The sequence below is a fragment of the Kitasatospora sp. MY 5-36 genome, from assembly GCF_001182915.1.
GTDB lineage: Bacteria > Actinomycetota > Actinomycetes > Streptomycetales > Streptomycetaceae > Kitasatospora.
In genome coordinates, this window is record NZ_LFVW01000034.1 from 1 (window position 1) to 25318 (window position 25318).

A 25318-nucleotide genomic window follows, 5' to 3' on the forward strand; every position below is an offset into this window, starting at 1 on the left:
CGGCGTCACCGTGCGGCTCGGCGACGGCGCGAGCCTGCCCGAGGGCACCGAACTGATCGTCACCTCGCCCGGCTGGGCGCCGGACAGCCCGCTGTTCGCCGCCGCCGAGGCGGCCGGGGTGCCGGTCTGGGGCGACGTCGAGCTGGCCTGGCGGCTGCGCAGGCCGCTGCCCGGCACCGGCGAGCCCGCCCCCTGGCTGGCCGTCACCGGCACCAACGGCAAGACCACCACCGTCCAGATGCTCGCCTCGATCCTCACCGCCGCCGGCAAGCGCACCGCCGCCGTCGGCAACGTCGGGGTCTCGGTCCTGGACGCGGTGCTCGCCGAGGAGCCGTACGACGTGCTCGCCGTCGAGCTCTCCAGCTACCAGCTGCACTGGGCGCCCTCGCTGCGCCCGCACTCGGCCGCGGTGCTCAACCTGGCGCCCGACCACCTCGACTGGCACGGCTCGATGGAGGCGTACGCCGCCGACAAGGGCCGGATCTACGAGGGCAACACGGTCGCCTGCGTGTACAACCTGGCCGACCCGGCCACCGAGGCGCTGGTCCGCGAGGCCGACGTCGAGGAGGGCTGCCGGGCGATCGGCTTCGGCCTCGGCGCCCCCGGCCCGTCGAACCTCGGCGTGGTGGACGGGCTGCTGGTGGACCGCGCCTTCGTCGAGGACCGGGCCAAGAACGCGGCCGAGCTGGGCGCGGTGTCGGACGTCAACCCGCCGGCCCCGCACAACATCGCCAACGCGCTCGCCGCGGCGGCGCTGGCCCGGGCGTACGGCGTCGAGCCGAAGGCCGTCCGGGAGGGCCTGCGGGCCTTCCGCCCGGACGCCCACCGGATCGCCGAGGTCGGCGTGGTCCGCGAGGTCACGTACATCGACGACTCCAAGGCCACCAACACCCACGCGGCGGCCGCCTCGCTGGCCGCCTACCGGCCGATCGTCTGGATCGCCGGGGGCCTGGCCAAGGGCGCGACCTTCGACGACCTGGTGCAGGGCGCGGCCGAGCGGCTGCGCGCCGTGGTGCTGATCGGCCAGGACCGGGCGGTGATCCGGGAGGCGCTGGAGCGACACGCTCCGGATGTGCCGGTGATCGAGGCGGCCGAGGGCCAGACTGGCGCGGTGGCGATGGCCGAGGTCGTTCGAACGGCCGCGTCGCTCGCCCGATCGGGTGACACGGTGCTGCTGGCGCCGGCCTGCGCCTCGATGGACATGTTCACCAACTACGGCGAGCGCGGCGACCTCTTCGCGGCGTCCGTCCGGGAGCTGGCGGGCGAGTAGTCAGGCGGGTGGACGGGCCGGCGCGGGCGCGTCGGACGGAGAGAGTGAGCGGGGAGCGGTGGCGGGGCAGGGCAGAGCGGATTCCGGCGTTGTGAAGCGGGACGCCGCCGAGCCGATGAGGGTGATCTCCGCCACCACGACCAAGTACAAGTCGGCCGGTCCGCTGGCCCGTCTCCAGGCCTTCCGGGCCCGGTGGCGGTACTGGCTGGACCGGCCGCTCACCCCGTACCTGCTGGTGCTCGGCAGCACCCTGCTGCTGGTCGTGCTCGGCCTGATGATGGTCTTCTCGGCCTCGCAGATCCTCGCCCTGAACCAGCACCACACGGCGCAGTACTACTTCCTCAAGCAGCTGATCGCGGCCATCCTCGGCCTGGTCCTGCTGATCGGCTTCGCCTCCGTCCCGGTGGCGGTGCTGCGGGTGATCACCTACCCGGTGATGATCGCGGTGATCGGCGCCCTCACCCTGGTCGCCATCCCCGGCATCGGGGTGCGGATCAACGGCAACCAGAACTGGCTGGATTTCGGCTTCTTCCAGTTCCAGCCCTCGGAGTTCGCCAAGCTCGCGCTGGTGCTCTGGGGCGCCGACCTGCTCGCCCGCAAGCAGAAGGCCGGCACCCTCAACTCGTGGAAGCACCTGCTGGTGCCGCTGGTGCCGGGGGCCCTGCTGCTGCTCGCGCTGATCATGTTCGGCGGCGACATGGGCACCTCGATGATCCTGGTGGCGATGCTGTTCGCGCTGCTCTGGATGGTCGGCGCGCCGCTGCGGCTGTTCGTGGCCACCGTCGGGGTGGCGGTGGTGGTCTGCACCGCGCTGGTGGTCACCGTCCCGCACCGGGCCGAGCGGCTGGGCTGCATCGGCGTCACCAAGCTCGACCCGGAGGGCGCCTGCTTCCAGGCCCTGCACGGCGTCTTCGCGTTCGCCAACGGCGGCGGCTTCGGTACCGGCCTCGGCGCCGGCGTGGAGAAATGGGGCCAGCTGCCCGAGGCGCACACCGACTTCATCTTCGCCGCGACCGGCGAGGAACTCGGTCTGGTGGGGACGCTGTCGGTGCTCGGTCTCTTCGCGGCACTAGGCTACGCGGGTATCCGTGTGGCCATCGGTACGAAGGAGCCCTTCGTCAGGTACGCCGCGGGAGCCGCCACCACCTGGATCATGGCGCAGGCCATGATCAACCTGGGGTCGGCGCTGGGACTGCTGCCCATCGCGGGCGTCCCGCTCCCGCTGTTCTCCTACGGCGGTTCCGCCATGCTGTCGGCCATGTCCGCGATCGGTGTGCTGCTGTGCCTGGCGCGCAGCACCTCGGGCGCGAAGGCGGCCCTGGCCGCCCGGAGCAAGAACTCCCGGATCAGGAGACAACTGGCCCGGGTGCTGCCACGACGACGAACCACAGCGCGCCCGGCCCCGGGGCCGGCACGCAGGGAGCGGTGAATTTCGGTGCATGTCGTACTCGCCGGCGGGGGGACCGCCGGTCACATCGAGCCGGCCATGGCCCTCGCGGATGCCCTCCGCAGGCACGACCCGTCCGTCGGGATCACCGCCCTGGGCACCGAGCGCGGACTGGAGACCCGACTGGTACCCGAGCGCGGCTACCAGCTCGAGCTCATCCCGGCCGTCCCGCTGCCCCGCAAGCCCACCCCGGAGCTGATCACCGTCCCCGGCCGGCTGCGCGGCACCGTCCGGGCCGCCCAGGAGATCATCGAGCGGGTCAACGCGGACGCCGTGGTCGGCTTCGGCGGCTACGTCGCGATGCCCGCCTACCTGGCCGCCAAGCGGGCCGGGGTGCCGATCGTGGTGCACGAGGCGAACGCCCGCCCGGGCCTGGCCAACAAGATCGGCGCCCGCTACAGCGACTTCGTGGCGGTCTCCACGCCGGACAGCAAGCTGCGCGACTCCCGGTACATCGGCATCCCGCTGCGCCGGACCATCGCCACCCTGGACCGCGGCGCGGCCCGTCCGGAGGCCCGCCAGTACTTCGGCCTCGACCAGCGGCTGCCCACCCTGCTGGTCTCCGGCGGCTCCCAGGGCGCCCGCCGGCTCAACGAGACGATCACCGCGATCGCCCCGCGGCTCCAGCAGTACGGCGTGCAGATCCTGCACGCGGTCGGCCCGAAGAACGAGCTGCCGCAGGTGGCGGACGTCCCCGGGATGCCGCCGTACCGCCCGGTGCCGTACCTGGACCGGATGGACCTCGCCTACGCGGCCGCCGACATGATGCTCTGCCGGGCCGGCGCCATGACGGTGGCCGAGCTGGCGGCCGTCGGCCTGCCCGCCGCCTTCGTCCCGCTGCCGATCGGCAACGGCGAGCAGCGGCTGAACGCCCAGCCGATGGTCAAGGCCGGCGGCGGTCTGCTGGTGGACGACGCCGAGCTGACCCCGGACTGGGTGCTGCAGAACGTGCTGCCGGTGCTCACCGACCCGCAGCGGCTGTGGGACATGAGCCGTTCGGCCGCCGAGTTCGGCCGCCGGGACGCCGACGACCTGCTGGTCGGCATGGTCTACGAGGCCATCCAGGCCCACCGCGGCGGCCGCCGCCGTGGCTGACGGCCGGCTCGCCGACCCGCTGGAGGAGGAGCTGGAGGTGGAGGAGTCCGCTCCCCGCCTCCGGCTCTCCCGGCGGGGCATTGTGGTGCTGGGCGCGCTCGGCGCCGCGGTGCTCGGCGTGCTGGCCTGGCTGGTGTTCTTCTCCTCGGTCCTGGACGTGCGCACCGTCGCCGTCCAGGGCGCGGGCGACGACAAGCTGACGCCGGACCAGGTCCGCGAGGCGGTCGGCGGGCTCGGCGACGGGCCGCTGGCGCGCGTGGACCTGGACGGCGTCCGGCACCGGGTGGAGGGGATCCCCCGGGTGGCCAGGGCCGAGGTGTGGCGGGGCTGGCCGCACACCCTGCGGGTGAAGGTCGTCCAGCGCACGGCGGTGGCCGCGGTCAAGGGGGACGACGGCCGGTTCACCCAGGTCGACGCCGGGGGCGTGAGCTTCGCCACCGAACCGGCCCCGCCCGAGGGCGTCCCGGTGGTCGAGCTGCGACTCAGTCAGCAGGCGAACGACGTCGACGGGGTGATCTCCCGTCCGCAGCTGGTGCAGGGCGCGGTGGCGGTGGCCGCCGGGCTGCCGCCGGAGGTCGCCAAGCGGGTCGGCTCGGTGCTGGTGCACTCGTACGACGACATCCAGTTGCAGCTCAGCGGGGGTGCGACGGTGCGCTGGGGGAGTCCGGAGCAGATCGACCGCAAGGCCCGGGTCCTGGTCGCGCTCCTGAACCAGAAGGGCACGAACTTCGACGTGACGGCGCCGGAGGCGCCGGCGGTGTCGGGATGATCCGGTAGGTTCTCTGCCTGAGGGAGGGGTTGACGCCTTGAAGTGTCGGCCCGACTCTTGGTGGTCACCCCCGGTTTCCTAAGCCGGCCGATGATCACATAGGCTCAAAAGAAAAAGGGAAGCTCGGCGTGTTCGTTGAAACGCGTGCCTGGAGCCACCTAGTGTCCTGTGTCACCAGACTGTGTTTCCTGGTGATGTGACGGAGACACAGAACTAACCCTAAAGGTCAAGTTTAGGGTTGGGGTCGGCGGTCGGCATTTCGGACATTCAGTCAGAAACCAGGCTCCCTACCCATCGACATCCGTCGGTACGGCCCCGCCCCGGGTCGGGCCGACCCGGAAATTCGAGGCGAGAGGCCTTCGACGTGGCAGCACCGCAGAACTACCTCGCAGTCATCAAGGTCGTCGGAATCGGCGGCGGTGGTGTCAACGCCATCAACCGGATGATCGAGGTCGGTCTCAAGGGCGTCGAGTTCATCGCGATCAACACCGATGCGCAGGCCCTCCTGATGAGCGACGCCGACGTCAAGCTCGATGTGGGCCGTGAACTCACCCGGGGCCTCGGCGCCGGCGCCAACCCCGAGGTCGGCCGCAAGGCCGCCGAGGACCACCGCGAGGAGATCGAGGAGGTCCTCAAGGGGGCCGACATGGTCTTCGTGACCGCCGGCGAGGGCGGTGGCACGGGCACGGGCGGCGCGCCCGTCGTCGCCAACATCGCGCGCTCGCTGGGCGCCCTGACGATCGGCGTGGTCACCCGCCCCTTCACCTTCGAGGGCCGCCGCCGGGCCAACCAGGCCGAGGACGGCATCGCCTCCCTGCGCGAAGAGGTCGACACCCTCATCGTGATCCCCAACGACCGGCTGCTGTCCATCTCGGACCGCCAGGTCAGCGTCCTCGACGCGTTCCGCTCGGCCGACCAGGTCCTGCTCTCCGGTGTCCAGGGCATCACCGACCTGATCACCACCCCGGGTCTGATCAACCTCGACTTCGCCGACGTCAAGTCCGTCATGTCGGACGCCGGTTCGGCGCTCATGGGCATCGGCTCGGCCCGCGGTGAGGACCGCGCCAAGGCCGCCGCCGTGATGGCGATCTCCTCGCCGCTGCTGGAGGCCTCGATCGACGGCGCCCGCGGCGTGCTGCTGTCCATCTCGGGCGGCTCCGACCTCGGCCTGTTCGAGATCAACGAGTCGGCCCAGCTGGTCAGCGAGGCGGCGCACCCCGAGGCGAACATCATCTTCGGTGCCGTCATCGACGACGCGCTCGGCGACGAGGTCCGGGTCACCGTCATCGCGGCCGGCTTCGACGGCGGGCAGCCGCCGGCGATCGTCCGCGACCCGGTCGTCAAGTCCACCACCCCGGAGCGCCCGGCCACCCCGCCGGCCGCCCCGGAGCGCCCGGCCGGCCGCCCGTACGGGACGATCGGCTCGGTGACGTCCCGTTCGGAGGGCGAGTCCTCGACCACCACGTCGAGCCGGAGCGCCGAGACCTCGACCACCACGACCGCCTCCGCCCCGGTTCCGCCGCAGGTGCAGCCGGCCCGGCAGCCGTTCGTGGAGAGCCCGGCCGAGGAGCTCGACGTCCCGGATTTCCTTAAGTGATCGATCACGCGATCCGCGCGGGTGCTCACTTCGCCTTCACCTCACGGTGGGGCGGGGTGAGCACTTCGCCGTACGGGGAGCTCAACCTCGGCGGCGCGGTGGGGGACGACCCGGAGGCCGTGCGGGAGAACCGGGCGCTGGCCGCCCGGCGGCTGGGGCTCGACCCGGCCGACGTGGTGTGGATGAACCAGGTGCACGGCGCCGAGGTCGCGGTGGTGACCGAGCGCCAGCCGCTCGGGCAGGCCCCGACGGTGGACGCGGTGGTCTCCGACCGGCCGCTCGCGCTGGCGGTGCTGACCGCCGACTGCACCCCGGTGCTGCTGGCCGATCCGGTGGCGGGCGTGGTGGGCGCGGCCCACGCGGGCCGGCCCGGGCTGGCGGCCGGGGTGGTGCCCGCGGCCGTCCGGGCGATGGTCGAACTGGGCGCGGAGCCCTCGCGGATCACCGCCGCCACCGGGCCCGCGGTCTGCGGCCGCTGCTACGAGGTGCCGGCCGAACTGCGCGCCGAGGTCGCCGCGGTGGTGCCGGAGGCCTTCGCCGAGACGTCCTGGGGGACTCCGGCCCTGGACGTGCCGGAGGGAGTCGCGGCCCAGCTGGCCGCGGCGGGGGTCAAGGAGCTGGTGAGGTCACCGGTCTGCACCCTCGAATCCGCCGATCACTACTCCTATCGCCGCGAGCAGCGCACCGGCCGGCTCGCGAGCTACGTCTGGTTGGGCTCTGATCACTGATGACGAACGACATCTACGGACCGTTCCCGGGGAGCGCCGCGTTCGTGGCGGCGCTGACGGAGGGCCAGCGGGCCCGGTACGAGGAACTCGGCACCAACCTCGACGTGGTCGAGCGCCGGATCGCGGACGCGTGCGCGGCCGCCGGGCGCGCCCGGAGCGAGGTCACCCTGGTCGTCGTCACCAAGACCTACCCCGCCGAGGACACCGCGCTGCTGGCCGGACTCGGTGTGACGGACGTCGCGGAGAACCGTGACCAGGACGCCGCTCCCAAGGCGGAGCAGTGCAGAAACCTTCCTCTTGACTGGCACTTCGTCGGCCAGCTGCAGACCAACAAGGTCCGCTCGGTCGTCCGGTACGCGAACCACGTGCACTCGGTGGACCGGCTCCGGCTGGTCCAGTCGCTCTCCGCGGCGGTACTCAAGTCGGAGCGCCCGGAGCTGGGTTGCCTGGTGCAGGTGGCGCTGGACAAGGCGTACGGGGAGGGTGAGCACCGGGCGGGGGTCGCGCCGGAGGACGTCGCGCAACTGGCCGACGCGATCGCCGACACGCCCGGGCTGCGACTGGACGGTGTGATGACCGTCGCTCCGCTGGCGGGCCCGCTGGCCGGGGATCCGGCCCGCGCCTTCGATCGGCTGACGGAAATCGCAACCGCCGTACGGGCGGACCATCCGGCTGCCACCATGGTCTCCGCAGGGATGAGCGGCGACCTTGAGCAGGCGATTGCCGCCGGAGCGACACATGTGCGCGTCGGAACGGCGGTACTCGGAGTGAGGTCACCCCTCAGGTAACGTCACCGGGTAAGTAGATCAGACAGCAGGACAAAATAGGACAGAATCTAGCAGCTCTTCGGAGCGCTAGCGAACCGTGGATCGCAGCTCCGCGGCCCCCACTCCACGAAACTGACCGGCCGTCGGGCTGACGCGCCGTCGTGGAGGGGCCGCGGAATCCGCAGGCAGGGCCGTCATGTGCCCGGGTTGCCGGGACGGAGCCGGTCCTGACGGAGCGAGCGGAGCGAGCGACCATCAGAAGGTGCGCGCATCGCGAAGCCCGCCACCGAGCGTCAGCGAGGTGGCTATGAGCGGAGGAGACAGGAGCATGGCCGGCGCAATGCGCAAGATGGCGGTCTACCTCGGCCTCGTGGAGGACGAGACGTACGACGGCCAGGGGTACGACCCCGACGACGACTACGACGCGGACCCCGAGCCGATCCGGACGGGCCAGCGGACCGAGGACATCCCCCGGCCGGCCCCGGCTCCGGTGGCCGCCGCGCCCGCTCCGGTCTCCTCGATCGCCCCGCAGCCGGTGCCCGCGGCGGTGCCGATCCGACAGGAGACTCCGAGGATGGCCCCCGTGTCGTCCATCACACCCGAACGTCGCCACAACCTGGAGAAGAGCGCACCGGTGATCATGCCCAAGGTCGTGAACGAACGAGAGCCCTACCGCATCACCACGCTGCACCCCCGGACCTACAACGAGGCCCGTACCATCGGGGAACAGTTCCGCGGCGGCACCCCCGTGATCATGAATCTGACGGAGATGGACGACACCGACGCGAAGCGCCTCGTAGACTTCGCCGCTGGACTCGTCTTCGGTCTGCACGGCAGTATCGAGCGCGTGACACAGAAGGTGTTCCTGCTGTCGCCTGCTAACGTCGATGTCACGGCGGAGGACAAGGCTCGGATCGCCGAGGGTGGGTTCTTCAACCAGAGCTGACCCGGCCACGACTTTACGTGTGGATCTGATCAACAGTGGTTTAGCGACAGGTGACGAGCGGCAGGCCCGAGGGATCGGGACCGGGGAGAGGGAAACGCGATGGACATCGTGTGGGCGGTGCTCTACTACGCCCTGACCGTCTTCCTGGTGTTCCTGCTCGTACGACTGGTCATGGACTGGGTCTTCCAGTTCGCGCGTTCGTGGCGGCCCGGCAAGGCCATGGTCCTGGTCCTGGAGGCCACGTACACTGTCACGGATCCGCCGCTCAAGCTTCTTCGGCGGCTCATTCCGCCGTTGCGTTTCGGGGGCGTGGCGCTCGACCTGTCCTTCTTCGTACTGATGATCATTGTGTATGTCCTGATCTCGCTTGTGCACCCCTAGTCGTAGGTGAGCGATGCGACAGGATGCCGGTGTGCCGACGATCACGTTGAGGTGAAGAGATGCCATTGACCCCCGAGGACGTTCGGAACAAGCAGTTCACGACCGTCCGCCTGCGTGAAGGCTATGACGAGGACGAGGTCGATGCCTTCCTCGACGAGGTCGAGGCGGAGCTGACCCGCCTCCTCCGGGAGAACGAGGACCTGCGCGCCAAGCTGGCCGCGGCGACTCGTGCCGCCGCGCAGAACCAGGCCAACCTGCGCAAGGAGCCGCAGCAGGACGCGCCCCGACAGGGCGGCGCTCCGGTGCCGGCCGCCATATCCGGTCCGCCGGTCCCCGGCCAGCAGGGTCCGGGCGGCCCGCAGCAGATGGGCCCCGGTGGTCCGCAGCAGATGGGTCCGGGTGGTCCGCAGCAGATGGGCCCCGGCGGCCCGCAGCAGCAGATGGGCAACCAGCCCCTCGGCCTGCCCGCCGGATCCGCCCCGCAGCTTCCCGCTGCCGGCGGCCCGCAGCAGCAGCAGATGAACCAGACCATGGGCGGCCAGCAGCAGCTGGTCCAGCCGATGGGCGGTCAGATGCTCCAGCCCATGGGCGGTCCCGGTGGCCCGCAGCAGATGGGCAACCCGATGGGCCAGGGCATGGGCCAGCAGCAGATGCAGCCGATGGGCGGCCCCATGGGCGGCCCGCAGCAGCAGCAGATGCAGCCGATGGGCGCCCCGATGCAGCAGCAGGGCCCCGGTGGCGACAGCGCGGCCCGCGTGCTGGCGCTCGCTCAGCAGACCGCCGACCAGGCGATCTCCGAGGCCCGCTCCGAGGCCAACAAGATCGTCGGCGAGGCGCGCAGCCGGGCCGAGGGCCTGGAGCGCGACGCCCGTGCGAAGGCCGACGCGCTGGAGCGGGACGCGCAGGAGAAGCACCGCGTCGCGATGGGCTCGCTGGAGTCGGCGCGGGCCACGCTGGAGCGCAAGGTCGAGGACCTGCGGGCGTTCGAGCGTGAGTACCGCACCCGTCTGAAGTCGTACCTGGAGACCCAGCTGCGTCAGCTGGAGTCGCAGGCCGACGACTCGCTCGCCCCGCCGCGGATCCCCGCCACCGCGTCGCTGCCGCCGGCGGCCTCGTCGATGGCTCCGGCCGGTGCCGGCGCGATGAGCAGCGGTGCGCCGAGCTTCGGTGGCGGCCAGCCGTCCTTCGGGGGCAACTCGCCGTCCTTCGGCGGGAACAGCTCCTTCGGTGGCAACTCCTCGGCGCCGAGCTTCGGCGGCCAGTCGACCGGTGGCAACAGCGGTGCTCCGCAGATGCAGCCGGCCGGGATGACCCAGCCGATGGCGGCCGTCCGTCCGCAGCCGCCGCAGCCGATGCAGCAGGCTCCGGCGCCGATGCGGGGCTTCCTGATCGACGAGGACGGCGACAACTGAGGTTGTAGCAGCGCCTTCCGAGAGCGCCCCCTTTCCGACCCACGGGTCGGGGAGGGGGCGCTCTTCTGCGTGGGGGGCGTGCGGGGAGGGGAAGCGCTGCGGCCGGGGGCGTGGGGAACCGGGCGGGGGCGTGCGGGAGCCGGGGTGGCTGCGGGGCGTGGGCGGGTACGGCGAAGCCGCCGTCACCCCGGGGTGACGGCGGCTTCGTTGTCGGGCGGTCAGGCCTTGCGGAGCTGGAAGGCCAGGCCGAGCGACTCGTCGGCGAAGGTCTCGGACTCCCAGTCGGCCGCACCGGCGGCGAAGTCGGTGGCGAGGACCTCCTCGGCGACGAGGGGACCGTGCTCGGCGATCGCCTCGGCGGTCTCCTCCGAGGCGGCGCGCCAGCGCAGGACGATGCGGTCGGCGACGTCCAGGCCGGAGTTCTTGCGGGCCTCCTGGATCTGGCGGATGGCGTCGCGGGCGATGCCGAGCCGCTTGAGCTCCGGGGTGATGGCCAGGTCGAGGGCGACGGTGGCACCGGACTCGTTGGCGACGGCCCAGCCCTCGCGCGGGGTCTCGGTGATGATCACCTCGTCCGGGGAGAGGGCGACCGTCTCGCCGTCCAGCTCGACCGAGGTCTCGCCGGTGGCGCGCAGCTCGGCGGCCAGGCGGGCGGCGTCGGTGGCGGCGACCGCCTTGGCGACGTCCTGCACGCCCTTGCCGAAGCGCTTGCCCAACGCGCGGAAGTTGGCCTTGGCGCTGGTGTCGACCAGCGAGCCGCCGACCTCCGCCAGCGACTCCAGGGTGGAGACGTTGAGCTCCTCGGCGATCTGTGCGCGCAGGTCGGCCGGCAGCTCCTCCCAGCCCTGGGCGGCGACCAGCGCGCGGGACAGCGGCTGACGGGTCTTCACGCCGGACTCGGCGCGGGTGGCCCGGCCCAGCTCGACCAGGCGGCGGACCAGCGCCATGTGCCGGGAGAGCTCGGTGTCGATCAGCGACTCGTCGGCCTCCGGCCAGGTGGCCAGGTGCACCGAGGCCGGGGCCTCCGGGGCGACCGGGACGACCAGGTCCTGCCAGACCCGCTCGGTGATGAACGGGGTGAGCGGGGCCATCAGGCGGGTGACCGTCTCCAGCGCCTCGTGCAGCGTGGCGAGCGCGGCGGCGTCGCCCTGCCAGAAGCGGCGGCGGCCGCGGCGGACGTACCAGTTGGACAGGTCGTCGACGAAGCCGGACAGCAGCTTGCCGGCGCGCTGGGTGTCGTACGCCTCGTAGGCCGCGTCGACCTCGCGGACCAGGGTGTTCAGCTCGGAGAGCACCCAGCGGTCCAGCTGCGGGCGGTCGGCCGGGGCCGGGTCGCTCGCCGAGGGCGCCCAGTTCGAGGTGCGGGCGTACAGGGCCTGGAAGGCGACGGTGTTCCAGTAGGTGAGGAGGGTCTTGCGGACCACCTCCTGGATGGTGCCGTGGCCGACCCGGCGGGCCGACCAGGGCGAGCCGCCGGCCGCCATGAACCAGCGGACGGCGTCGGCGCCGTGCTGGTCCATCAGCGGGATCGGCTGGAGGATGTTGCCCAGGTGCTTGGACATCTTGCGGCCGTCCTCGGCCAGGATGTGGCCCAGGCAGACGACGTTCTCGTAGCTGTTCTTGTCGAACACCAGGGTGCCGATCGCCATCAGCGTGTAGAACCAGCCGCGGGTCTGGTCGATCGCCTCGGAGATGAACTGCGCCGGGTAGCGCTTCTCGAACAGCTCCTTGTTCTGGTACGGGTAGCCGTACTGGGCGAAGGGCATCGAGCCCGAGTCGTACCAGGCGTCGATGACCTCGGGCACGCGGGTGGCGGTGCCGCCGCAGTCGCGGCAGTCGAAGGTCACCGCGTCGATGTACGGGCGGTGCGGGTCGAGGCCGCTCTGGTCGGTGCCGGTGAGCTCGGACAGCTCGGCCAGCGAGCCGACGCAGGTGAGGTGGCCCTCCTCGCAGCGCCAGATCGGCAGCGGGGTGCCCCAGTAGCGGTTGCGGCTGAGCGCCCAGTCGATGTTGTTGTTCAGCCAGTCGCCGAAGCGGCCGTGCTTGACCGTGTCCGGGAACCAGTTGGTGGCCTCGTTCTCACGGATCATCGCGTCCTTGACGGCGGTGGTCCGGATGTACCAGGACGGCTGCGCGTAGTAGAGCAGCGCGGTGTGGCAGCGCCAGCAGTGCGGGTAGCTGTGCTCGTACGGCAGGTGGCGGAAGAGCAGGCCGCGCTCCTTGAGGTCCGCGACCAGGTCCTCGTCGGCCTTCTTGAAGAACTGGCCGCCGACCAGCGGGACCTCGGGGGCGAAGGTGCCGTCGCCGAGCACCGGGTTGACCACCGGCAGGCCGTACCGGCGACAGGTCGCGAGGTCGTCCGCGCCGAAGGCGGGGGACTGGTGGACGATGCCGGTGCCGTCCTCGGTGGTGACGTACTCGGCGGTGACGACGTAGTGGGCGTTCTCGATCTCGACCAGGTCGAAGGGGCGGCGGTAGGCCCAGCGCTCCATCTCGGCGCCGGTGAAGGACTCGCCGGTGGTCTCCCAGCCCTCGCCGAGCGCCTTGGCGAGCAGCGGCTCGGCGACGACGAGCCTCTCGTTCCCGTCGGTGGCCACCACGTAGGTGACCTCCGGGTGGACGGCGGCGGCGGTGTTGGAGACCAGGGTCCACGGGGTGGTGGTCCAGACCAGCAGGGCGGCCCGGTCGGCCAGCGGGCCGCTGGTCAGCGGGAAGCGGACGAAGACCGAGGGGTCGACCACGGTCTCGTAGCCCTGGGCCAGCTCGTGGTCCGACAGGCCGGTGCCGCAGCGCGGGCACCAGGGGGCGACGCGGTGGTCCTGGACCAGCAGGCCCTTGTCGAAGATCTGCCGCAGCGACCACCAGACGGACTGGACGTACGACGGGTCCATCGTCCGGTAGGCCTCGTCGAGGTCGACCCAGTACCCCATGCGGGTGGTCAGCTCGGTGAAGGCGTCGGTGTGGCGGGTGACGGACTCACGGCACCTGGCGTTGAACTCGGCGATGCCGTACGCCTCGATGTCCTGCTTGCCGGAGAAGCCCAGCTCCTTCTCGACGGCGAGCTCGACCGGCAGGCCGTGGCAGTCCCAGCCGGCCTTGCGGGCGACGTGGTAGCCCTTCATGGTCCGGAAGCGCGGGAAGACGTCCTTGAAGACGCGGGCCTCGATGTGGTGGGCGCCGGGCATGCCGTTGGCGGTCGGCGGGCCCTCGTAGAACACCCACTCGGGGCGGCCCTCAGACTGCTCCAGGCTGCGCTGGAAGATCTTGTTGTCCTGCCAGAACGACAGGATCTGGTGCTCCAGGGCAGGCAGATCCACCTGCGCGGGGACGGGGTTGTAGGTGCTGGCCATCGCGGCGTCTACCTCCGGCGGATGCTGGGACTGGATCCTCCGGAGGGACGAGACGGACCAGGCCGCCCCGCGGTACCACCCTCCTTGGCCGCGGTACTGCTGTTCGCGGCCCTCTTGTTTGGGCTTGCTGCCGGGTCTAGTGGGCCGCTGCGGCATCGCGGCGGCCGTTCTTCCGGCGGCTCCGGGGTGATCTTCCCGCCGTGCACACCCCCGGGCTCGCACCGTCCCCGGGTCGCTGGTGGCTGCGTACGTCGGTACTCGTCCCATCTGCGCCTTGCAGGCCCAGTGTATCGGCCGGGCGAGTCGGTTTGTCCAAAGCGTTTCCCGGCGGGCGGTCCGCGGGCGCGCCGGTGGGCGCCCCGGGAGTGCTCCGGCCATGCTCCGGGAGCGCTTCGGGAGCACTCCGGGGGCGTGCGGCGGCGGAGGTTAGCCGGAGTCGATCTGGGCACAAATCCATGAGCGCACGGGGCGTGACGGTTGGGGCGGCTGCCTGGGTGGGAACGTTATGAGGCGTCGGTATGTCATGTTGTGACCGGTTTTGATCGGGATTATCGTTCCGGCACTGGAAGCCGCCGGGAACCGGCGGCTCGATTCGTTCGTAGATGGGGTCGAAAGCCATGGCTGAGAAGGGAACCGGCGCGGGTACCGCCACCAAGCGGGCACGCAAGGCCGTGGCGGTCGACCCAGGGGAGGGGACCGTGACCACTACCGCACCGAAGAACGGCACCGACACCGTCACCGCGCCGCGCGGCGCCGAGTCCGTGGACCCGGCCACGCTGCCGGTCCGGCCGGGCGAGGACCCGTGGACCACCGAGGAGGTCCACGAGCTGCACGACGAGCTGATCAGCGAGCTGGACCGGCTCCGCAGCGAGATCGACGCCGCCGAGGCGGCCATCTCCGGCCTGATGCGCGACTCCAACGACGGGGCCGGCGACGACCAGGTGGACGCCGGTACGAAGAACATCTCGCGGGAGAGCGAACTGGCGCTGGCCAACAACGCGCGCGACAGCCTGGCGCAGACCGAGCGCGCGCTGGAGCGGCTGGAGGGCGTCGGCTTCGGCACCTGCGAGTCCTGCGGGCAGGCCATCGGCAAGGCCCGGATGCAGGCCTTCCCCCGGGCGACGCTCTGTGTGCAGTGCAAGGCCAAGCAGGAGCGCCGCTGACCAGGGCGGCCGGAGGGACGCGAGGGGTCGGGCTTGCCGTACGCTCGACCCCGTAACGTCGCCTGAAGGATGCCGCCTGACGCGTTCGTGAACGCGGGCAGGCCATCACCGGCCCACCACCCTCCCCCTCCTGCGGACCGGGGGAGCTCCACCGGCAGCGGAGCGGATCATCAGCACGCAAGGTTCCCCCCAGACCCGGGACGACGCCGTCCCGACCCCCGCCGATGCCGTGGAGGTGCCCGTGGCCGAGCCGACCGGGGCGTCCGCGGACACCACGACGGACGGGAAGCCCAAGGGTCCGCGGCGGATCGGCGTGCTGCTGGTCGTCGCGGTGCTCGCCCTCCTGATCGACCTCGGCAGCAAGCTGCTGGTGGTCGCCCGGCTGGAGAACCACGCGGCGATCAAGGTGATCGGGGACGTGCTCACCCTCCAGGTGATCCGGAACTCGGGCGCGGCCTTCGGGATGGGGCAGGCGCTGACCGTCGTCTTCACGGTGATCGCCTCCTCCGTCATCGTGGTGATCTGGCGGATCGCCCGGAAGCTGTACAGCCTGCCCTGGGCGATCGCGCTCGGGCTGCTGCTCGGCGGGGCGCTCGGCAACCTCACCGACCGGCTGTTCCGCGCGCCCGGGGTCTTCCGCGGCCACGTGGTGGACTTCGTCTCCGTCCAGTACTTCGCGGTCTTCAACCTCGCGGACTCGGCGATCGTCTGCGGCGGAATCCTGGTGGTCCTGCTCTCCTTCCGGGGCAGCAACCCGGACGGGACCGTCCACCAGGAGGTCGAGAAGCCCGGGAAGGCCGGGAAGCCGGAGCAGGGCGGGAAGTAGCGCCGGACCGCCGGCGGGCGGGGGAGGGCCGCGGTTCCGGCATACTCGTACGGGTGAGTACCGCAGCGCAGATCCGCAGCCTCCCCGTTCCCGACGGCCTGGAGGGCGAGCGCCTCGACGCCGCCCTGGCCCGGATGTTCGGCTTCTCCCGGACCAAGGCCGCCGAGCTGGCCGCCGACGGCAAGGTGATGATCGACGGCGCCGTGGCCGGCAAGTCGGACCGGGTGACCGCCGGCTCCTGGCTGGAGGTCGAGATCCCCGCCCCGGCCGCGCCGGTGCGGATCGTCGCCGAGCCCGTCGAGGGCATGCGCATCGTGCACGACGACGAGGACATCGTCCTGATCGACAAGCCGGTCGGCGTCGCCGCGCACCCCAGCCCGGGCTGGACCGGCCCCACCGTGATCGGCGGACTGGCCGCGGCCGGGTACCGGATCTCCACCTCGGGCGCCGCAGAGCGCCAGGGCATCGTGCACCGGCTGGACGTCGGAACCTCCGGGCTGATGGTCGTCGCCAAGTCCGAGCGCGCGTACACCGACCTCAAGCGGCAGTTCCACGACCGGATCACCGAGAAGCGCTACCACACGCTGGTGCAGGGCCACCCGGACCCGATGAGCGGGACGGTGGACGCGCCGATCGGGCGGCACCCCAGCTCGGACTGGAAGTGGGCCGTCACCCGCGACGGCAAGGCGTCGATCACCCACTACGACCTGATCGAGGCGTACCGGGCCGCGTCGCTGCTGGCGATCAAGCTGGAGACCGGGCGCACCCACCAGATCCGCGTCCACATGTCCGCGCTGCGGCACCCCTGCGTGGGCGACCTCACGTACGGCGCCGACCCCACGCTGGCCAAGCGTCTGGGGCTGACCCGGCAGTGGCTGCACGCGGTGTCGCTCGGCTTCGAGCACCCGGCGGACGGGCAGTGGGTCGAGTTCTCCAGCGAGTACCCGGAGGACCTGAAGAAGGCGCTGGACATCATCGCGGCGGAGAGCTGAGATGACGGCCGCCGAGGTGCCGGCCGTCACCGTCCGGGTCGTCGACGGGGAGGCGGACCTGGAGCTGGCGCGGGCCGTCCGGCGCGAGGTCTTCGTCGTCGAGCAGAACGTGCCCGAGGAGCTGGAGTACGACGAGTACGACGCGACCTCGGTGCACCTGCTGGCCGTCGGGGCCGACGGGGCCGCGCTGGGGACGGCGCGGCTGATCTTCGGCGAGCAGGCGCGCGGGCTCACCGGGGGCGTCGAGGGGCGCGTGCTGCTCGGGCGGCTCGCGGTCGTCGCGGCGGCCCGGGGGACGGGGCTGGGCGCGGAGCTCGTCCGGGCCGTCGAGGCCGCGGGGGCCGAGCGCGGGGGCGTGGAGGTCGAGCTGCACGCGCAGGTGCAGGCGCTCGGGTTCTACGAGCGGCTGGGGTACGTGGCCGAGGGGCCGGTGTACGACGACGCCGGGATACCGCACCGGACGATGACACGGGTGCTGTAGGACCCGCTCTGATCGCGCGGTTCCCCGCGCCCCTGTCCGGGGCGCGGGGAACTCCGCTTTTCGGGGCTTCGCCGGCGGGGCCGGGCGCCGGTCAGGTGTCGGTGGTGCGGAGGCGGGGGAGCGCGTGGGGGTGCTCGTCGCGCAGGTGGGCGATGAGCTGCTCGCGGATGTCGAAGCGGAGCCGGGCGGCGTCGTCGGGGGTGCGGGCGGTCATGGTGGCGCGGACGACGATGGTGCTGGGCGTGGTGTCGGTGACGTCGAGGGCCCACTCGCCGCCGTCCCAGAGCGGGTGCCGGTCGAGGCGGGCGCGCAGGGTGGTGCGCAGCTCGTCCACCCGGGTGGTGTGGTCGAGGTGGAGCAGGACGGCGGCGAGCAGGCCGGGGTCGCGGCGGGTCCAGTTCTCGAAGGGCTTGTTGACGAAGTACGAGACCGGGACGATCAGCCGGCGGTAGTCCCAGAGCCGGACCACCAGGTAGCTGAGGGTGATCTCCTCGACGGTGCCCTGTTGCCCGTCCACCACGACGGTGTCGCCGATCCGGACGGTGTCGCCGAAGGCGATCTGGAGGCCGGCGAAGAAGTTGCCCAGGGTGCTCTGGGCGGCGATGCCGGCCACGATGCCGATGATGCCCGCCGAGGCGAGCAGGCTGGCGCCGATGGTGCGCATGGCGGAGAAGGTCAGCAGCATCACGGCCACCGTGACCACGACGATCAGCGCGTCGGCCGCCCGGCGCAGCATGCTGATCTGGGTGCGCACCCGCTGGACCCGGGCCGGGTCGTCGACGCGGCTCTCGTACCGGCTGAGCAGGGCCTCCAGGACGGCGGCCACCACGCGGACGGTGAGCCAGCCCAGCGAGGCGAGCAGGAGCAGCAGGAGCAGGTGCTGGGCGCCGTCGTCGTGCTTCAGGTGGAAGATCCGTTGGAGCGGCTTGGCGGCGAGCAGCAGGGCCGACACGACGGCGAGCTGGAGCGGGATCCGGCAGCGGCGCAGGAGCGGCCAGACCGGTGCCGACGGTTGGCGGGCGGCGATCCGCTGGAGGGCCTGGTCGACGATCCAGCCGATCGCCAGGGTGGCGGCGACGGTGGCGAGCAGCGAGAGCAGCGGCCGGAGCATGCGCCGTACGATACCCGGGCACAGTGGGGCGAAGCGGACGTAACGGCGCGGGGCTCGGGTGACACCCCGGGCGGTGCTTCCAGGGGGTGCCTTTATCGGACGCCTACCCGGACGGCGGATACGATCAGCGGCCATGGAGTTCGGTGGGGCATGGCGTCGCTGGCGCGCCCGGGGAACAACGGTCAGACACAGGCTGCTGGCCGGGGCGGTGGCCCTGGCGGCCGTGGCGCGGCCGGCACCGCGACGGTGGCGTCCGGCGGTGAGCAGGCGGTCCGTCAGGAGGACCGTTTCCTCAGCATGCCGGAGACACCCGGCAGCGCCCAGCAGGTCCAGCTGGACACCTCCTTCTTCACCACCGGCGGCGGTCCGCGCCCGGCGGTGCTGCTCGCCCACGGCTTCGGCGGCTCCAAGGAGGGCGAGCGGCAGCGCGCCGAGCAGCTGGCCCGGCAGGGGTACGCGGTGCTGACCTGGTCGGCGCGCGGCTTCGGGCACTCGGGCGGGAAGATCGGCCTGAACGCGCCCGACCGCGAGGTCGAGGACGTCAAGCACCTGGTGGACTGGCTGGCCCAGCGGCCCGAGGTGCAGCTGGACGGGCCCGGCGACCCGAAGGTCGGCATCACCGGCGCCTCGTACGGCGGGGCGGTCTCGCTGCTGGCCTCCGCGTACGACCACCGGATCGACGCCGTGGCCACCCAGATCACCTGGTGGAACCTGGCCGACGCGCTGTTCCCGCAGGGCGTGCAGGGCTCGGGCGCGGCGGACGGCGTGTTCAAGAAGCTGTGGGCCGGGATCTTCTTCACCACCGGCTCGGCCGGGGACCTCGGGCCCTCCGGGGAGGCGCCGCGGGAGAGCGGCGGCCCGGGGCCGAAGGCGGACGGGCCGGTCGGCTGCGGGCGGTTCCTGGAGTCGCTCTGCCAGATGTACGACCGGGTCGCCACCGCCGGGCACGCTGACCCGGAGGCCGTCGCGCTGCTGGACCGCTCCAGCCCGTCCTCGGTGGCGGCGCAGCTCAAGGCGCCGACGCTGGTGGTGCAGGGGCAGCAGGACTCGCTGTTCCCGCTGGACCAGGGCGACCGGATCGCCAAGGCGGTGGCCGCCAACGGCGCCCCGGTGGCGGTCGACTGGTTCGCCGGCGGCCACGACGGCGGGACGGACACCAGTGCCCGGGTCGACGACCGGGTCACCGCCTGGTTCGACCACTATCTGAAGGGCCGCGGCAACGACACCGGCGCCGACTTCCGGGTCACCCGCACCGGCGGGGTCGACTCGACCGGCTTCCAGGCCGTGCTGCGCGGGGCCACCGCCGACCGGTACCCGGGCCTGGGCGGGACCGGCTCGCGGACCGTCGAGCTGGCCGGCGGCGAGCAGACCCTCGCCAACCCGCCCGGCGGCGCGCCGCCCGGCATCTCGACGCTGCCCGGCGTCGGCGCGCTCAGCCAGGCCGCCTCGCTGGGCGCCGGGCTCTCCCTGGACTTCCCCGGCCAGAACGCCGCCTTCGACTCGGCGCCGCTGGACTCGCCGCTGCACCTGACCGGGCAGCCGACCGTCCCGGTGCGGGTGACGGCCGACCGGCCGGACGCGGTGCTGTTCGCGAAGCTGTACGACGTCGGACCGGACGGCAAGGCGGTGCTGCCGCAGCAGCTGGCCGCCCCGCTGCGGGTCACCGGCGCGGACGCCGGGCAGACCGTCACGGTGGCGCTGCCGACCGTGGACCACACCTTCCCGGCCGGGCACCGGGTGCGGCTGGTGCTGGCGAGCACCGACCTCGCGTACGCCTCGCCGGTCGAGCCGGCCACCTACCGGGTGGCGCCGGCCGGGGCGCTCACCGTGCCCACCGTCGAGGAGCTGGTCACCGAGGCGGCGCCGCTGCCCGCGCGGACCTGGCTGCTGCCGGTGATCGCCGTCCTGGCGGCCGCGGCCCTGCTGCTGGCACCGCGGCTGCGGCGCCGGCGGGCCGCCGCCGGGCCCGGCTTCGACCCGGAGCTGGCCGCCGTGCCGCTGCTGATCAGCGGGCTGAGCAAGCGCTACAAGGGCGCCCAGGACCGCTACGCCGTACGGGAGCTGGGCTTCCGGGTGGAGCAGAGGCAGGTGCTCGGGCTGCTCGGGCCGAACGGCGCGGGCAAGACCACCACGCTGCGGATGCTGATGGGACTGATCCGGCCGGACGCCGGGGAGATCAGGATCTTCGGGCACCTGGTGCGGCCCGGCGCGCCGGTGCTGTCGCGGGTCGGGGCGTTCGTGGAGGGCGCGGGCTTCCTGCCGCACCTCACCGGGCGGGCCAACCTGCGGCTGTACTGGCAGGCGACCGGACGGCCGGAGGCCGACGCGCGCTTCGACGAGGCGCTGGCCATCGCCGGGCTCGGCGAGGCGCTGGACCGCGCGGTGCGGACGTACTCGCAGGGCATGCGGCAGCGGCTGGCGATCGCGCAGGCGATGCTCGGGATGCCGGACCTGCTGATCCTGGACGAGCCGACCAACGGGCTGGACCCGCCGCAGATCCGGGAGATGCGCGAGGTGATGATCCGGTACGCGGCCGGCGGGCGGACCGTGATCGTGTCGAGCCACCTGCTGTCCGAGGTCGAGCAGAGCTGCACGGACCTGGTGGTGATGGACCGCGGGCGGCTGGTCACGGCCGGCCCGGTCGCGGACATCGTGGGCGCCGGCGAGCTGCTGATGATCGGCATCGCCGAGCCGTACGACCCGGCCTCGGTGGCCGACAAGGTGGCCGCGCTGGCCGGGGTCGGCTCGGCGGAGGCCGTCGAGGGCGGACTGCTGGTGCGGCTGGACGGACTGGCGGCCAGCGAGCTGCTGGCCGAACTGGTGCGGCTGGAGGTGCCGGTGGAGAGCGCCGGGCCGCAGCGGCGGCTGGAGGACGCGTTCCTGTCGTTGATCGGAGGTGGAGCGTGAGTGCCGTGACGAAGGACCACACGGAGCCGGAGGGTCGCGTCGGGTCGATGGACCACGCCGAGGGGTACCGGGCGGGCCGGACGCTGCCGCTGCGGGTGGAGGCGGTGCGGCAGCTGCGCCGGCGCCGCACGATGGTGATCGGCGGGGTGCTGGCCGCCATGCCGTTCGTCATCCTGGCCGCGTTCCAGCTCGGCGGCACCCCGGGCCGGCCGGACCGGACCACCTTCATCGAGCTGGCCACCGCCTCGGGGGCCAACTTCGCCGTCACCATGCTGTTCGTCGGCACCGGCTTCATGCTGGTCATCCCGGTCGCGCTGTTCTGCGGGGACACCGTCGCCTCCGAGGCCAGCTGGTCCTCGCTGCGCTACCTGCTGGCCGCGCCGGTGCCCCGGGCCCGGCTGCTGGCCCGCAAGTTCGCCGTCGGGCTGGGGTTCTCGGCGGTGGCGGTGGTGATGCTGCCCGCGATCGGGCTGGTCGTCGGCACCGCGGCGTACGGCTGGGGGGACCTCAAGCTGCCCGCCGGGGTCAGCCTGCCGGCCGGGCAGGCGCTGCCCCGGATCGCCATCGCGGTGGCCTTCGTGTTCCTCAGCGAGATCGTGATCGCGGCGCTGGCGTTCTGGCTCTCCACGGCGACGGACGCGCCGCTGGGCGCCGTCGGCGGCGCGGTGTTCGCCTCGATCATCACCGGGGTGCTGGACGCCGTCACCGCGCTCGGCGACCTGCGGGAGTGGCTGCCGGCGCACTGGCAGTACTCCTGGGCGGACGCCCTGCAGCCGCAGCTGGAGTGGGGCGGCATGGTGCAGGGCGTCTCGCTGTCGCTCTCGTACGCGGTGGTGCTGCTGGCGCTGGCGTTCCGGGGGTTCGCGCGCAAGGACGTGGTGTCGTAGCCGGGCGTGGGGCTGGGGCCGGAGGTGGGGGCGGACGTGGGGCCGGAGGCGGGGGCGCGGGGTTCGGCGGGGGATGCGGGATCATGGGTGGGTAGCTGACCTCCCTGGTGAAGGACCCGAACCGTGGCCCAGATCGTCCTCTTCCACTCCGCCTACGGGCTGCGCCCCGCCGTGCACGCCGCCGCCGAGCGGCTGCGCGCCGCCGGGCACACCGTGCACACGCCGGACCTGTTCGACGGGCGGACCTTCGAGTCCGTCGAGGAGGCGCAGGAGTTCCAGGAGGAGCTCGGCGGCCGCGACGAGCTGCTGCGGCGGGCGGTGACGGCGGCCGCGCCGGTGTCCGAGGGCGGGCTGGTGTACGCCGGCTTCTCGCTCGGCGGCGCGGTGGCGCAGAACCTGGCGCTGGCCGACGAGAAGGCGCGCGGGCTGCTGCTCCTGCACGGCACCTCGGACCTGCGGGAGGACGCGGTCACCGAGATCCCGGTGCAGCTGCACATCGCGGAGCCGGACCCGTTCGAGCCGGAGGACTGGCTGAACGCCTGGTACCTGCGGATGCGCCGGGCCGGGGCGGAGGTGGAGGTGCACCGCTACCGGGGCGCCGGGCACCTGTTCACCGACCCGTCGCTGCCGGACTACGACGAGGACGCGGCCGAGCGGGCCTGGGCGGCCTCGCTGGACTTCCTGGCGGAGCTGGACGGCTGACGGCCGACGGAGGGGCGGAGCACGGAACCGCCCGCCCGGACGGGGATCCGGGCGGGCGGGGCGGAGGCGGGCGGCGTCAGGCCGGCGTGGGCTTGATCATGGCGAAGGGGGCGCCCTGCGGGTCGGCGACGACGGTCATCCGGCCGGCCATCATGTCGAAGGGCGGGGCGAGGACGGTGCCGTTGCGCTTGACCAGGGCGTCCACGGTGGAGTCGACGTCGTCGACCGCGAAGTAGGTCAGCCAGTGGGCCGGGGTGCCGGGCGGGTCGTTGGCGAGCAGGGTGGCGCCGCCCACCGCCTTGCCGCCGACCTGTAGCACCCAGTACGAGTCCACGCCCGGCATCGGCTCGATCTCGATGCCGAAAGCCTCGCCGTAGAAGCCGGTGGCGGCCGGGATGTCGCTGGTGTGCAGTTCGTTCCAGGTCAGCGCGCCGGGCTCGTTGACGACCTGGGCGCCGAAGAACTCGCCCGGCTGCCAGACGCCGAACACCGCGCCCTGCGGGTCGGCGGCGATCAGCATCCGGCCCAGGTCGCCGACGTCCATGACCGGGACGAGCAGGGTGCCGCCGGCGGCGACGATCGCGTCCTGGGTGGCCTGGGCGTCGGTGCTGGCCAGGTAGCTGGTCCAGACGGTGGGCGGCTCCGGCATCCCCTCGGGGGCCGACGCCGGGCCGATGCCGGCCGCGGCCTTGCCGTCGAGCGTGCAGACGGCGTAGCCGCCGAACTCGGCCGGGCCGGCCTGCCCCTGCCAGCCGAGGAGGTCGCGGTAGAAGTCCAGTGCGGCCTGCTGGTCCTTGGCCATCAGGTCGACCCAACACGGGGTGCCGGTCGCGTACGGGGTGGTGACTTCGGGCATGATCGCCCTTTCTGGTGAGGGGTCCCTGCCGGTCACCATCTCCTCGTGCACCGTGGTTCGCCACTCGAGACACCGCCCCGGCCGCCGGCTCGGTCGAGGCCCTGGGCGAGGGCAGGGGTGAGGGCCCGGGCGGCGGCCCGGGCGGGGTCGACCCCGATGGCCGTACCGGTGCGCCCGTTCGAGCGGCGGTCGGGTCGACACCGTGTGCGGCGGCACCGGCCGATGGTTCGAGCACTGACGCTTCTGTGTGGCACCACCAGCCCCTGTGCCGGCGCGTCGGGCGCCGGCCGCTCGCCACCGGAGGCAACCCCTTGAGAAAGAGCCACTGGACCAGTCGACGGTTCACCGCCGCCGTCGTCGGCGCGACCGCGACGGCGGTCGTCCTCTCCCCGGCCGGGGCCGGAGAGGCCTTCGCGGCCCGGGCCTGCTTCGAGCGGTCCGTCGAGCCGTACACCTCGGTGGTCGACAGCCACCTGCACTTCCGGCCCTTCGGCGGACCGGCGATCCCCTTCGAGGAGATGACCGACTACCTGCGCAAGAGCGGGGTCCGCTACGCGAACATGTTCGGCATCGGGCAGGTGCTGCCCGCCGACTCCGACTGCGTGTACTACCTCGACTGTCCCGGCACGCCCGTACGGCCGAGGATGCGCAACGATTTCGCCAACGCCGAGAGCCTGCGCGAGTTCCGGCCGACCGACCCGGACCTCACGCTCTCCATGACGTTCATGGACCTGCACCACCCCGAGACCGTCCCGCCCGGGATCGAGCTGCTGGACCGCGAGTACCCGGGGATGTTCCGCTGGGCCGGCGAGGTCAACGTCGTCAAGCAGGCGCTGTTCCCGAACCTCGCCGAGCCGGCCACCAGCGAGGACATCCCGAACTGGGCGCCGTTCATGAAGGTGTTCCGCGAGCGGGGGCTCCCCGTCACCTTCCACTCCGACCTCGGCAACGACGTCGAGCCGACGAAGTACCTGCACCTGATGGAGGAGATCCTCGCGCAGTACCCCGACAACAAGATCGTCTGGGCGCACATGGGCCTCTCGAAGGAGCTCTCCCACATGGACCCGGACGAGCACATCCGTATCCTGGAGCGGCTGCTCGACCAGCACCCCAACCTGACCGTGGACCTGAGCTGGCGGGTGCTGGAGGACCAGTACTTCAGCCTGCCCGGCGTACGGCAGAAGTACGCGTCCTTCCTCGACCGCCACCCGACCCGGGCGATCACGGGGACGGACTTCGTGGCGGCGCGGAACAAGGACTACGCGGTGTACGAGCAGGAGTTGGAAGTCACCAGCCGGATCAACCGCGCGCTCGGGGACGAGGCCTTCCGGGACATCGCGCTCGGCCAGAACTACTTCCGGCTGCTGGGCCTGAAGGCCAAGGCGCCCAAGGTCTGCCCGTCCGGTGCCAAGCCGGTCGGCAAGGACGCGACCTACCCGAGCCCGCCCGGGCAGCCCGCCGGCGTGGCCGACGAGGACTGAGCAACTCGCGGACGGTTGTCGGCCGTTGACGTGGCCCCTCGCGCCGGTGGGCGCGAGGGGCCACGGTGCGTCCGGCGGGGGTGGTCGGAGAGCGGACGGTGGCTTGAAAGCGACCCTTGTGGGTAGTTGATCGGACGCATAGCGTGACGG

21 protein-coding genes are annotated in these 25318 nt (G+C 72.4%); 18 read left to right on the top strand and 3 right to left on the bottom strand.

Going from position 1 to position 25318, the window contains the following annotated elements; all coding sequences use genetic code 11:
• From murD to AE652_RS03105, 10 genes are all read left to right on the top strand, one after another.
• A partial coding sequence (gene murD, locus AE652_RS03060) for a UDP-N-acetylmuramoyl-L-alanine--D-glutamate ligase (RefSeq protein WP_049649524.1) occupies positions 1 to 1270 on the top strand: 1270 nt, incomplete at its 5' end.
• Between the two features lie 91 nt (positions 1271 to 1361).
• Complete coding sequence (ftsW, locus tag AE652_RS03065) at positions 1362 to 2699, top strand: putative lipid II flippase FtsW (protein ID WP_369808259.1); 1338 nt, start codon at positions 1362 to 1364, stop codon at positions 2697 to 2699.
• 6 nt (positions 2700 to 2705) lie between these two features.
• Positions 2706 to 3812, top strand: a complete 1107-nt coding sequence (murG, locus tag AE652_RS03070; protein WP_049649525.1) for an undecaprenyldiphospho-muramoylpentapeptide beta-N-acetylglucosaminyltransferase — start codon at positions 2706 to 2708, stop codon at positions 3810 to 3812.
• The gene (locus AE652_RS03075; RefSeq protein WP_049649526.1) at positions 3805 to 4581 is read left to right on the top strand and encodes a cell division protein FtsQ/DivIB; all 777 of its coding nucleotides are present in this window, start codon (positions 3805 to 3807) and stop codon (positions 4579 to 4581) included. The genes murG and AE652_RS03075 overlap by 8 nt, the downstream gene beginning before the upstream one ends.
• Positions 4582 to 4945: 364 nt before the next feature.
• Positions 4946 to 6178 (top strand): cell division protein FtsZ, encoded by a 1233-nt coding sequence (gene ftsZ, locus AE652_RS03080; protein ID WP_049649527.1) that lies wholly within the window; start codon positions 4946 to 4948, stop codon positions 6176 to 6178.
• A complete protein-coding gene (gene pgeF / locus AE652_RS03085; RefSeq protein WP_181970547.1) occupies positions 6175 to 6906 on the top strand; it encodes a peptidoglycan editing factor PgeF in 732 nt (243 codons plus the stop codon). Before ftsZ ends, pgeF begins: the two co-directional genes overlap by 4 nt.
• On the top strand, positions 6906 to 7694 hold the full coding sequence (locus tag AE652_RS03090; RefSeq protein ID WP_079271769.1) for a YggS family pyridoxal phosphate-dependent enzyme: 789 nt from the start codon (positions 6906 to 6908) through the stop codon (positions 7692 to 7694). Before pgeF ends, AE652_RS03090 begins: the two co-directional genes overlap by 1 nt.
• Positions 7695 to 8001: 307 nt before the next feature.
• Positions 8002 to 8619 (top strand): cell division protein SepF, encoded by a 618-nt coding sequence (locus AE652_RS03095; RefSeq protein ID WP_049649528.1) that lies wholly within the window; start codon positions 8002 to 8004, stop codon positions 8617 to 8619.
• A 99-nt stretch (positions 8620 to 8718) separates the two neighbouring features.
• Entirely contained in the window at positions 8719 to 9000 is a 282-nt protein-coding gene (locus AE652_RS03100; protein ID WP_030060143.1) for a YggT family protein, read from the top strand.
• Positions 9001 to 9059: 59 nt separating this feature from the next.
• A complete protein-coding gene (locus AE652_RS03105; RefSeq protein WP_049649529.1) occupies positions 9060 to 10412 on the top strand; it encodes a DivIVA domain-containing protein in 1353 nt (450 codons plus the stop codon).
• A gap of 218 nt (positions 10413 to 10630) precedes the next feature.
• Here the strand turns inward: AE652_RS03105 and ileS are convergent, their stop codons facing one another.
• Positions 10631 to 13762, bottom strand: coding sequence for an isoleucine--tRNA ligase (gene ileS, locus AE652_RS03110; RefSeq protein WP_049649530.1), 3132 nt, complete (start codon positions 13760 to 13762; stop codon positions 10631 to 10633).
• 698 nt (positions 13763 to 14460) lie between these two features.
• Between ileS and AE652_RS03115 the strand changes: the two genes are divergently transcribed.
• The 4 genes from AE652_RS03115 to AE652_RS03130 all read left to right on the top strand — a co-directional run bounded on the left by AE652_RS03115 (position 14461) and on the right by AE652_RS03130 (position 17224).
• Complete coding sequence (locus AE652_RS03115) at positions 14461 to 14925, top strand: TraR/DksA family transcriptional regulator (protein WP_234348203.1); 465 nt, start codon at positions 14461 to 14463, stop codon at positions 14923 to 14925.
• A 241-nt stretch (positions 14926 to 15166) separates the two neighbouring features.
• Positions 15167 to 15751 carry a signal peptidase II gene (gene lspA / locus AE652_RS03120; protein ID WP_369808260.1) on the top strand — a complete coding sequence of 195 codons (585 nt, stop codon included), beginning with the start codon at positions 15167 to 15169 and terminating at the stop codon, positions 15749 to 15751.
• A gap of 53 nt (positions 15752 to 15804) precedes the next feature.
• On the top strand, positions 15805 to 16743 hold the full coding sequence (locus AE652_RS03125; RefSeq protein WP_049649532.1) for an RluA family pseudouridine synthase: 939 nt from the start codon (positions 15805 to 15807) through the stop codon (positions 16741 to 16743).
• A gap of 1 nt (position 16744) precedes the next feature.
• Positions 16745 to 17224, top strand: a complete 480-nt coding sequence (locus AE652_RS03130; protein ID WP_049649533.1) for a GNAT family N-acetyltransferase — start codon at positions 16745 to 16747, stop codon at positions 17222 to 17224.
• 91 nt (positions 17225 to 17315) lie between these two features.
• Here the strand turns inward: AE652_RS03130 and AE652_RS03135 are convergent, their stop codons facing one another.
• Positions 17316 to 18335 (bottom strand): mechanosensitive ion channel family protein, encoded by a 1020-nt coding sequence (locus AE652_RS03135; protein ID WP_049649534.1) that lies wholly within the window; start codon positions 18333 to 18335, stop codon positions 17316 to 17318.
• 297 nt (positions 18336 to 18632) lie between these two features.
• Here AE652_RS03135 and AE652_RS03140 point away from each other — a divergent pair, with 297 nt between their 5' ends.
• The 3 genes from AE652_RS03140 to AE652_RS03150 all read left to right on the top strand — a co-directional run bounded on the left by AE652_RS03140 (position 18633) and on the right by AE652_RS03150 (position 22831).
• Positions 18633 to 21242, top strand: coding sequence for an alpha/beta fold hydrolase (locus tag AE652_RS03140; protein WP_199823035.1), 2610 nt, complete (start codon positions 18633 to 18635; stop codon positions 21240 to 21242).
• Positions 21243 to 21289: 47 nt separating this feature from the next.
• A complete protein-coding gene (locus AE652_RS03145; protein ID WP_049649556.1) occupies positions 21290 to 22129 on the top strand; it encodes an ABC transporter permease in 840 nt (279 codons plus the stop codon).
• A 123-nt stretch (positions 22130 to 22252) separates the two neighbouring features.
• Positions 22253 to 22831: a dienelactone hydrolase family protein gene (locus AE652_RS03150; RefSeq protein ID WP_049649536.1), complete on the top strand. Its 579-nt coding sequence runs from the start codon at positions 22253 to 22255 to the stop codon at positions 22829 to 22831.
• A gap of 76 nt (positions 22832 to 22907) precedes the next feature.
• Here AE652_RS03150 and AE652_RS03155 read toward each other — a convergent pair whose 3' ends face one another.
• Positions 22908 to 23687 carry a VOC family protein gene (locus AE652_RS03155; RefSeq protein ID WP_049649537.1) on the bottom strand — a complete coding sequence of 260 codons (780 nt, stop codon included), beginning with the start codon at positions 23685 to 23687 and terminating at the stop codon, positions 22908 to 22910.
• Positions 23688 to 23998: 311 nt separating this feature from the next.
• Here AE652_RS03155 and AE652_RS03160 point away from each other — a divergent pair, with 311 nt between their 5' ends.
• Positions 23999 to 25168: an amidohydrolase family protein gene (locus AE652_RS03160; protein WP_063780040.1), complete on the top strand. Its 1170-nt coding sequence runs from the start codon at positions 23999 to 24001 to the stop codon at positions 25166 to 25168.
• Positions 25169 to 25318 lie beyond the last annotated feature (150 nt).